8 protein-coding genes are annotated in these 7,428 nt (G+C 71.6%); 4 read left to right on the top strand and 4 right to left on the bottom strand.

Going from position 1 to position 7,428, the window contains the following annotated elements:
• Positions 1-127 precede the first annotated feature (127 nt).
• The 4 genes from Q0112_RS13755 to Q0112_RS13740 all read right to left on the bottom strand — a co-directional run bounded on the left by Q0112_RS13755 (position 128) and on the right by Q0112_RS13740 (position 3,555).
• The gene (locus Q0112_RS13755; RefSeq protein ID WP_297976207.1) at positions 128-1,048 is read right to left on the bottom strand and encodes a dihydrodipicolinate synthase family protein; all 921 of its coding nucleotides are present in this window, start codon (positions 1,046-1,048) and stop codon (positions 128-130) included.
• Complete coding sequence (locus Q0112_RS13750; RefSeq protein WP_297976205.1) at positions 1,045-1,980, bottom strand: Gfo/Idh/MocA family oxidoreductase; 936 nt, start codon at positions 1,978-1,980, stop codon at positions 1,045-1,047. Before Q0112_RS13750 ends, Q0112_RS13755 begins: the two co-directional genes overlap by 4 nt.
• Positions 1,981-2,044: 64 nt before the next feature.
• Positions 2,045-2,836 (bottom strand): aldolase/citrate lyase family protein, encoded by a 792-nt coding sequence (locus Q0112_RS13745; RefSeq protein WP_297976204.1) that lies wholly within the window; start codon positions 2,834-2,836, stop codon positions 2,045-2,047.
• Positions 2,836-3,555 carry a GntR family transcriptional regulator gene (locus Q0112_RS13740; RefSeq protein ID WP_297976202.1) on the bottom strand — a complete coding sequence of 240 codons (720 nt, stop codon included), beginning with the start codon at positions 3,553-3,555 and terminating at the stop codon, positions 2,836-2,838. Before Q0112_RS13740 ends, Q0112_RS13745 begins: the two co-directional genes overlap by 1 nt.
• Positions 3,556-3,623: 68 nt before the next feature.
• Between Q0112_RS13740 and uxaC the strand changes: the two genes are divergently transcribed.
• The 4 genes from uxaC to Q0112_RS13720 form a co-directional block, all read left to right on the top strand.
• Positions 3,624-5,030: a glucuronate isomerase gene (gene uxaC / locus Q0112_RS13735; protein ID WP_297976200.1), complete on the top strand. Its 1,407-nt coding sequence runs from the start codon at positions 3,624-3,626 to the stop codon at positions 5,028-5,030.
• Between the two features lie 23 nt (positions 5,031-5,053).
• A complete protein-coding gene (locus Q0112_RS13730) occupies positions 5,054-6,031 on the top strand; it encodes a TRAP transporter substrate-binding protein (protein ID WP_297976198.1) in 978 nt (325 codons plus the stop codon).
• 52 nt (positions 6,032-6,083) lie between these two features.
• A complete protein-coding gene (locus tag Q0112_RS13725) occupies positions 6,084-6,617 on the top strand; it encodes a TRAP transporter small permease (protein ID WP_297976196.1) in 534 nt (177 codons plus the stop codon).
• A gap of 9 nt (positions 6,618-6,626) precedes the next feature.
• Positions 6,627-7,428, top strand: an 802-nt coding sequence (locus tag Q0112_RS13720) for a TRAP transporter large permease (RefSeq protein WP_297976194.1), incomplete at its 3' end; no start/stop codon positions are given.

Raw genomic sequence — 7,428 nt, 5'->3', positions numbered from 1 at the left:
GCGCAACCTCACCCCGAAAACCCTGAAAAGCCGGGGAGTCGTGTAGTGTGGAAGAGTGGTTAGCGCCGGCAGGTTTATCTTTCTACTTCAAATATTTGCCGGAATCCCGCACCGTGCGGACGCACACCTACAGCCCCCAGCGCAGCGCCAGCGGCTCGACCTCGCGGGCGAGCTCGAGCAGCTGCGCGCGCGTCTCGGGATGCAGCGGCCGGGTCGGGTGGCGGACCGCGTCCGAGCGGATCACGCCCCCCTCCTTCATCACCACCTTGCACGACCGCCAGCCGCACTGGCGGTTCTCGAAGTTGATGAGCGGCAGCAGCCGCGCGTAGATCGCCTTCGCCTCGTCCCGCCGGCCGGCGAGATAGGCGGCGATCGCCGGCCCGATCAGGTCGGGCAGCGTCGCCGAGGTCATGCTCCCGGTCGCCCCGGCGTCGAGGTCGGCCAGCAGCGTGATCGCCTCCTCGCCGTCGAACGGCCCCTCGATCGCCGCGCCCCCCGCCTCGATCAGCGCGCGGATCTTCGCCGCCGCCTGCGGCGTCTCGATCTTGAAGAGCCGCACTTGCTCGATCTCCCGCGCCATCCGCGCCAGGAAGGGCACCGGCAGCGCCACCCCCGAGATCGGCGCGTCCTGCACCATGATCGGCAGGCCCCCCGCCTCGCCCACCCGGGCGAAATGCTCGAACGTCCCCTCCTCGTCGGCGCGCAGCAGCGCCCCGTGGTAGGGCGCCATCATCATCACCATCGCCGCCCCGAGCTCCGCCGCCTCGCGCGCCCGCGCCGCGGCGACGGCGGTGGCGAAGTGCGAGATGGTCACGATGACCGGCACCCGCCCGGCGGCATGCTCGAGGCAGAGCCGCGTCAGCACCCGGCGCTCCTCGTCCGAGAGCAGGAACTGCTCGGAGAAGTTGGCGAGGATGCAGATGCCGTCGACCCCCTGGTCGATCATGCAGTCGATGACCCGCCGCATCCCCTCGGGATCGAGCGCCCCCTCCTCGGTGAAGGGCGTCGGCGCCACCGGCCAGATGCCGGAATAGGGTCGCGGGGTCATGCTCGCTCCTCGACGAAGGGCCCGGTCGCCTCGCGCTCCCCCACAAGGAAGGCGTCGGCGACGATGCGCAGCGGGCTCGCGTCCACCTCGCTGCGGCGGTTGCGCAGCAGCTCGGCGAAGCGGCGATAGATGAGCGGATACTCCCGTTCGGGCGCGCGGGCGACCTCGCGCCCGTCCACCGCCATCGCCGCGCCGCCGAGCGAGAGATCGAGCCGCCCCCGGTCGGTCTCGACCGCGATGTCCCAGGTCTGCGGCCCCTCCTGGCGCCAGTCGAGCTCGACCCGCACCGGATAGCCCTCCGCGCCGGTCATCGCGAGCTCGGCCGCGATCGGCGTCGCGCAGTTCTCCGGCACCGTGAGGCGCGCCGCGTCGACCGCGAAGGGCCCGGGCAGGATTTCGGTCAGCACCGAGAGCGCGTTGATCCCCGGATCGAAGACGCCGAAGCCCCCGGCCTGCCAGATCCAGGCCTGCCCCGGATGCCAGCGCCGCACGTCCTCCTTCCAGACGATCCGCACCTCGCGCGGGACGCGCTCGGCCAGCCAGGCCCTCGCCCCGGCCACCGCCGGCGCGAAGCGCGAGTGCCAGGTCGCGAAGAGGACGCACCCCCGCGCCCGCGCGGCCGCCACCATCCGCTCCACCTCGCCGAACGTCGCCGCCGGCGGCTTCTCCAGCATGACGTCGCGCCCCGCCGCCAGCGCCTCGAGCGCGAGCGGCGTGCGCGCCGCCGGCGGCACGCAGAGGACGACCGCCGCGGGCGGCCCCTCGGCGAGAAAGCGGCCGAGGTCGGGATAGTTCGCCACCCCCTCGACCGTCGCGTGCCGCGAGACGGCGGAGACCAGCTCGAAGTCCGGGTCGGCGGCGATGGCGGGAATGTGCTGGTCGCGCGCGATCTTGCCGACGCCGACCAGCGCCACGGGGAAAGGTGCAGTCATCGCCACCGCCGTTCGGTTCCTCGCCGCGAGCCTAGCCGCCGCCGCGCGCGCCCTGCAAGCCGGCTCATCCCGCCCCGCCGCCGCCGCCGCCGCGCGCCCCGAACTCCCGCGCCAGCTCGTCCATCCCGCGGGCGAGCAGCGCCGCGTCGACATCGACCGCGACGAAGCTGGCGCCGAGCTCGAGGCACCGCCAGGCGAACGCCCGGTCGAGCGTCAGGATGCCGGCCGGCCGACCCGCCCGCACGATGCGGACGATCGCCTCCTCCACCGCCGCCATCACCGCGGGGTGACCGGGCTGCCCCGGATGCCCCATGCTCGCCGCCAGATCCGAGGGACCGATGAAGATGCCGTCGATGCCGTCCACCGCCGCGATCGCCTCGATCGCGCCCAGCGCCTCGGCCGTCTCGGCCTGCACCAGCAGGCAGAGCTCGGCCTCGGCCTTCGCCAGATAGCCGGCAACCCGCCCGTAGCGCGTGGCCCGGCTGACCGTGCTCACCCCGCGCACGCCCCGCGGCGGGTAGCGGACCGCCCGCACCGCCGCCTCGGCCTCGGCGGCGTTCTGCACGTAGGGCAGGAGCAGCGACTGCGCGCCCACGTCGAGGATGCGCTTGACGAGGACGGTGTCGTTCCAGGCCGCCCGCACCACGCTCGCCGTGCCGTAGGGCGCCGCGGCCTGCAGCTGCTCCAGCACGGCGATCGGGTCGGACGGCGAATGCTCGGTGTCGAAGAGCAGCCAGTCGAAGCCCGCCCCGGCGAGGAGCTCGGCCACCGACCCGCCCGGCAGCGTGCACCAGACGCCGATCTGCGGCCGCCCCTCCGCCAGCGCCCGCTTGAACCGGTTGACCGGTAGCTCCATCAGCCGTCTCCCCTGCTCGCCGGCGCGAAGAGCTCGCCGTGCTCGGCCCTGATCCGCGGAAGATGCTCCTCGATCCGCGACAGGTGGGTGCGCATCGCGGCGACCGCTGCCGGAACATCCCCCGCGCGCACCGCGTCGAGGATCACCCGATGGTCGTCGAGCGCCGCCTGCGCCCCGAAGCCGAGACTCATGAAGCGCACCCTGTCCATATGCGCCTTCTGCTCGCGGATCAGCGCCCAGGCGTAGTCGTGGCCGACGAGCGCGCAGATCCGGCGGTGGAACTCGTCGTCGAGCCCGTGGAACCCTTCGCGGTCGTCCGCCGCGATCGCCGCCGCCTGCTCGTCGAGCACCGCCTCGAGCTCGCCGATCTCCGCCGGCCCGAACCGCTCCGCCGCCAGCCTGACCGTCTCGACCTCGAGCGCGGTGCGCACGAAGCGCGCCTGCTGCACCGCCTGCTCGGAGACGACGCTCACCTCCGTCGACCGCTGCGGGCGGATGGTCAGGAAGCCGAGCTGCGACAGGCGGAAGAAGGCGTCGCGCACCGGCTGGCGCGAGACGCCGGCGGCGCGCGCCACCTCGGCCTCGGAGAGCCGCGCCCCCGGCGGCAGGGCCAGCGTGACCACCTGATGGTAGAGCGCCTCGAAGACCCGGTCGGCCGCCGAAGGCGCGCGCGCCGGCTCGAAGCCGGCCAAGCGGATCCGGGTCATGCCCTCGTTCACGCGCCTCTCCGTTGACTCCGATTGCATACTAGCATATCAGATCGGGGATCGGAAAGTGAAAGAGGCCCATGGCCCTCCTCGACCCGGATCGCCTGTTCCCGACCGATCCCGCCGCCCGGGGCCTCGCGCGCGCGCTCCACGCGGAGGTGCGCGGCCTGCCGATCATCTCGCCGCACGGCCACACCGACCCGCGCTGGTACGCCGAGGACGCGCCCTTCCCCGACCCGGCGCAGCTCTTCGTCGTCCCCGACCACTACGTCTTCCGCATGCTCTGCTCGCAGGGCGTCCCCCTGACCGACCTCGGCATCCCCCGCACCGACGGCGGGCCGACCGAGACCGACGGCCGCCGCATCTGGCGCCGCTTCGCCGAGAACTACCACCTGCTGCGCGGCACCCCCTCCCGCCTCTGGCTCGACCATACCTTCGAGACCGTCTTCGGCCTCGACCGCCGCCTCTCCGCCGAGACGGCCGACCACTCCTACGACCTCATCGCCGACCGCCTCGCGCAGCCCGAGTACCGGCCGCGCGCCCTCTACGAGCGCTTCGGCATCGAGGCCATCTCCACCACCGACGCCGCCCTCGACGACCTGCGCTGGCACCGGGCGATCCGCGCCTCGGGCTGGAAGGGACGCGTGCTCCCCGCCTACCGCCCCGACTCGGTCGTCGACCCCGAGTTCCCCGGCTTCCGCGACAACATCGCCCGCCTCGGCGAGATCACCGGCTGCGACACGCTGGACTGGCCGGGCTATCTCGAGGCCCACCGCCAGCGCCGCGCCTTCTTCCGCGAGCTCGGCGCGACCAGCTCCGACCACGGCCACCCCACCGCCCGCACCGAGGACCTGCCCCAGGCCGAGGCCGCCGCCCTCTTCGGCCGCGTCGTCGCCGGCAAGGCCACGCCCGGGGAGGCCGACGCCTTCCGCGGCCAGATGCTGACCGAGATGGCGCGCATGAGCCTCGAGGACGGCCTCGTCATGCAGATCCACGCCGGCGCCTGGCGCAACCACTCGGACTCGGTCCTCGCCATGCACGGCCGCGACAAGGGCTTCGACATCCCGACCCGCACCGACTTCGTGCGCGCGCTGAAGCCGCTCCTCGACGCCGTCGGCATGCGCCCCGAGCTCACCGTCATCCTCTTCATGCTCGACGAGACGACGCTCTCGCGCGAGCTCGCGCCCCTCGCCGGCGTCTATCCGGCGCTGCGCCTCGGCCCGCCCTGGTGGTTCTTCGACAGCCCCGAGGGGATGCGCCGCTTCCGCGAGCTCACCACCGAGACCGCGGGCTTCTACAACACCGTCGGCTTCAACGACGACACCCGCGCCTTCTGCTCGATCCCGGCCCGCCACGACATGGCGCGCCGGGTCGACTGCGCCTGGCTCGCCACGCTGGTCGCCACGGGGCGGCTCGGCGAGGACGAGGCACCGGAGGTCGCCCGCGACCTCGCCTACCGGCTCGCCAGGAAGGCCTACCGGCTCTGAAAACGAAAGGGAGAGAAGAGAAGATGAAGCTGACAGGAGTATTCGCCGCGCTCTTCGCCGGCACGATGCTCGCCGGCGCCGCCTCGGCCTGCGAGGTGACGCTGCGCTCGTCCGACACCCACCCGGACGGCTATCCGACCGTCGAGGCGGTCAAGGAGATGGGCCGGCTCCTCGAGGAGAAGACCGGCGGGCGCATCTGCGTCGAGGTCTTCCACTCCGCCCAGCTCGGCGAGGAGAAGGACACGATCGAGCAGACCCGCTTCGGCGTGATCGACCTCAACCGCATCTCGATGGCCCCCTTCAACGGGCTGATCCCCGAGACGGCGATCATGTCGCTGCCCTACCTCTTCCGCTCGACCGACCACATGCACAAGGTGCTCGACGGCGAGATCGGCCAGCAGGTCCTCGACGCCTTCTCGGCGCACGACCTGGTCGCGCTCGCCTACTACGACCCGGGCGCCCGCTCCTTCTACAACCGGACGAAGCCGATCACCTCGATCGAGGACCTCAAGGGCCTGAAGTTCCGCGTCATCCAGTCCGACGTCTTCGTCGACATGGTGAAGGCGCTCGGCGCCGACGCCGTGCCGATGCCCTACGGCGAGGTCTATTCCTCGATCGAGACCGGCGTGATCGACGGGGCGGAGAACAACTGGCCCTCCTACGAATCCTCCGGCCACTTCGAGGTGGCGAAATACTATACCCTCGACGAGCACACGATGGTCCCCGAGGTGCTGGTGATGGCGAAATCCTCCTGGGACAAGCTCACCGCCGAGGAGCAGGAGATCGTCCGGCAGGCGGCCAAGGAGTCCGTCCCCTTCAACCGCGAGGCCTGGGCGGCGCGCGAGAAGGAGTCCGAGGAGAAGGTGCTCGCCGCCGGCGTCGAGGTGGTCCGCGACATCGACAAGGCGCCCTTCGTCGCGGCCATGGGCCCGGTCTACGAGAAGTACGCCTCGACGCCCGAGCTCAGGAAGCTCGTCGAGGACATCCAGGCCGTCCAGTAGCCGCCCGCGGGGGCGGCATGCCCGCCCCCGCTCCGCAAGGGGGAAACGACCGATGCAGCAACGCCTGCAGGGCATCGCGCGCATCCTCGGCGCGCTCGCGCAGATCTCGCTGTGGATCGCGTCCATCGGCATGGTCGCCATGACCGTCCTCGTCAGCTGGCAGGTCTTCGCCCGCTACGTGCTGCACGCCAGCCCGAGCTGGACCGAGCCGGCCTCGATCCTGGTGATGAGCTGGTTCATCTTCCTCGGCTCGGCCATCGGGGTGCGGGAGAACTTCCACATGGGCTTCGACGTGCTCGTCCACTTCCTGCCCGAGAGCACCGGCCCCTGGATGCGCGCCATCTCGGATCTCGCCGTCGTCGTCTTCGGCGTCGGCATGGTGGTCTACGGGCTGCAGCTCACCATCGACACCTGGACCGCGATCATCCCGGTGCTGCACCTGCCCGGCGGCTTCACCTACATGCCGGTCGTGGCCGGCGGCGCGCTGATGACCCTCTTCGCCCTCGAGCGGCTGGCGCTCAGGGCTGCCGGCGTCCTGGTCGACCACGACCCGAACGTCGAGGAAATCGCCATGACGAGCGACTAGGAGCGGCCCATGGACCTCACCATCCTCTTCGGCGTCTTCACCCTCCTGATGCTCGTCGGCACGCCGATCGCCTTCTGCCTCGGCATCGCCAGCTTCGCGACCGTCCTCTACCTCGGGCTGCCGCCGCTCGTCGTCTTCCAGCGACTCGCCTCCGGCGTCTCGGTCTTCACGCTGATGGCGATCCCCTTCTTCATCTTCGCCGGCGACCTGATGGTCCGCGGCGGCATCGCCGCGCGCATCGTCGCCTTCGCCGGCTCGCTGATCGGCCACGTCCGCGGCGGGCTCGGCCAGGTCAACATCGCCGCCTCGACGCTCTTCGGCGGCATCTCCGGCTCGGCCGTCGCCGAGGCGGCGGCGGTCGGCGGCATCATGATCCCGCAGATGAAGGCCAGGGGCTACGGCGCCGACTATGCCGTCAACGTCACCTCGATGGCGGCGCTCATCGCGCTCCTGCTGCCGCCGTCGCACAACATGATCATCTACTCGATCTCGGGCGGCGGAAAGATCTCCATCGCCGACCTCTTCACCGCCGGCATCATCCCCGGCCTGCTGCTCGCGCTCGCGCTCTCGGTCACCGCCTGGTTCGTCGCCGTGCGCCGCGGCTATCCGACCGAGCCCTTCCCCGGCTTCCGCCGCGCCTTCGAGCTGCTGCTCGTCTCGATCCCGGGGCTGCTCCTCATCGGCATCATCTTCGGCGGGGTGCGCTCGGGCATCTTCACCGCGACTGAGAGTTCCTGCATCGCCGTCGTCTACGCGCTCCTCGTCACCTTCCTCGTCTACCGCACGCTCGACTTCCGCGAGTTCGTGCACG

It is taken from the genome of uncultured Amaricoccus sp. (genome assembly GCF_937858865.1).
Classification (GTDB): Bacteria; Pseudomonadota; Alphaproteobacteria; order Rhodobacterales; family Rhodobacteraceae; genus Amaricoccus.
The sequence above is the reverse complement of the archived record's forward strand: the minus strand, read 5'-3'. Positions and strand labels throughout refer to the sequence as shown.

Coding starts and splice junctions, on each gene's coding strand:
- Q0112_RS13730 (WP_297976198.1), top strand. CDS start 5,054: ATGAAGCTGACAGGAGTATTCGCCGCGCTCTTCGCCGGCACGATGCTC.
- Q0112_RS13755 (WP_297976207.1), bottom strand. CDS start 1,048: ATGACCCCGCGACCCTATTCCGGCATCTGGCCGGTGGCGCCGACGCCC.
- uxaC (WP_297976200.1), top strand. CDS start 3,624: ATGGCCCTCCTCGACCCGGATCGCCTGTTCCCGACCGATCCCGCCGCC.
- Q0112_RS13750 (WP_297976205.1), bottom strand. CDS start 1,980: ATGACTGCACCTTTCCCCGTGGCGCTGGTCGGCGTCGGCAAGATCGCG.
- Q0112_RS13745 (WP_297976204.1), bottom strand. CDS start 2,836: ATGGAGCTACCGGTCAACCGGTTCAAGCGGGCGCTGGCGGAGGGGCGG.
- Q0112_RS13725 (WP_297976196.1), top strand. CDS start 6,084: ATGCAGCAACGCCTGCAGGGCATCGCGCGCATCCTCGGCGCGCTCGCG.